Genomic DNA, 1,707 nt, shown 5'->3' with positions numbered 1-1,707 from the left:
TAACCAGCTGAGCTATGAGACTCACTATAGTTTTTTAATTATAAAGACATAAACCGAAAAAACGGGCCCTTGAAAATCGCTCCATTGGCAAATTCTCTAGAAAGGAGGTGTTCCAGCCGCACCTTCCGGTACGGCTACCTTGTTACGACTTAGCCCTAGTTACCGATCTTGCCCTAGGCCGCTCCTTGCGGTGACGGACTTCAGGCACTCCCGGCTTCCATGGCTTGACGGGCGGTGTGTACAAGGCCCGGGAACGTATTCACCGGATCATGGCTGATATCCGATTACTAGCGATTCCAGCTTCACGGGGTCGAGTTGCAGACCCCGATCCGAACTGTGACCGGTTTTATAGATTCGCTCCTGGTCGCCCAGTGGCTGCTCTCTGTACCGGCCATTGTAGCACGTGTGTGGCCCAGGACGTAAGGGCCGTGATGATTTGACGTCATCCCCACCTTCCTCGCGGTTTGCACCGGCAGTCCCGTTAGAGTCCCCATCTTTACATGCTGGCAACTAACGGCAGGGGTTGCGCTCGTTATAGGACTTAACCTGACACCTCACGGCACGAGCTGACGACAACCATGCAGCACCTTGTAATCTGTCCGAAGAAAACTCTATCTCTAAAGCTGTCAGACTACATTTAAGCCCTGGTAAGGTTCCTCGCGTATCATCGAATTAAACCACATGCTCCACCGCTTGTGCGGGCCCCCGTCAATTCCTTTGAGTTTCATCCTTGCGGACGTACTCCCCAGGTGGGATACTTATCACTTTCGCTTGGCCGCCCAGATTTGCATCCGGACAGCTAGTATCCATCGTTTACGGCGTGGACTACCAGGGTATCTAATCCTGTTCGCTCCCCACGCTTTCGTCCATCAGCGTCAGTATATGGTTAGTAACCTGCCTTCGCAATCGGTATTCTATGTAATATCTATGCATTTCACCGCTACACTACATATTCTAGTTACTTCACCATAACTCAAGACCACCAGTATCAAGGGCAATTCTACGGTTGAGCCGCAGACTTTCACCCCTGACTTAATGGCCCGCCTACGGACCCTTTAAACCCAATGATTCCGGATAACGCTCGGATCCTCCGTATTACCGCGGCTGCTGGCACGGAGTTAGCCGATCCTTATTCTTACGGTACCGTCAGAGGGGCACACGTGCCCCTTGTTCTTCCCGTACAAAAGCAGTTTACAATCCATAGGACCGTCTTCCTGCACGCGGCATGGCTGGATCAGGCTCCCGCCCATTGTCCAATATTCCTCACTGCTGCCTCCCGTAGGAGTCTGGTCCGTGTCTCAGTACCAGTGTGGGGGATCCCCCTCTCAGGGCCCCTACCCATCGCTGCCTTGGTAAGCCGTTACCTTACCAACTAACTAATGGGACGCATAGTCATCTCGTACCGTAGCCTTTAATGCAACTGTGATGCCACTGTTGCATACCATGGGGCATTAATCCAAATTTCTCTGGGCTATTCCCCAGTACGAGGCAGATTCTATACGCGTTGCGCACCCGTGCGCCGGTCGCCGGCGGATAAGCAAGCTTATCCCCGATGCCCCTCGACTTGCATGTGTTAGGCCTGCCGCTAGCGTTCATCCTGAGCCAGGATCAAACTCTTCATCGTTGATTCTTATATAACTTCGATCAACCAACAAAGCTGTTTCCCGGCCCGTATTTTCGATTTATTTCTCTGCGCCCCAAAACCGT

At 52.4% G+C, this 1,707-nt stretch carries 1 rRNA gene; it reads right to left on the bottom strand.

Going from position 1 to position 1,707, the window contains the following annotated elements:
• Positions 1-100: 100 nt before the first annotated feature.
• A 16S ribosomal RNA gene (locus MWU84_RS23810) occupies positions 101-1,624 on the bottom strand.
• Between the last annotated feature and the right edge of the window lie 83 nt (positions 1,625-1,707).

It is taken from the genome of Arenibacter sp. F20364, from assembly GCF_023015905.1.
Lineage (GTDB): Bacteria > Bacteroidota > Bacteroidia > Flavobacteriales > Flavobacteriaceae > Arenibacter.
Note: the sequence above shows the minus strand (reverse complement) of the source record. Positions and strands in the feature narration are given on the sequence as shown.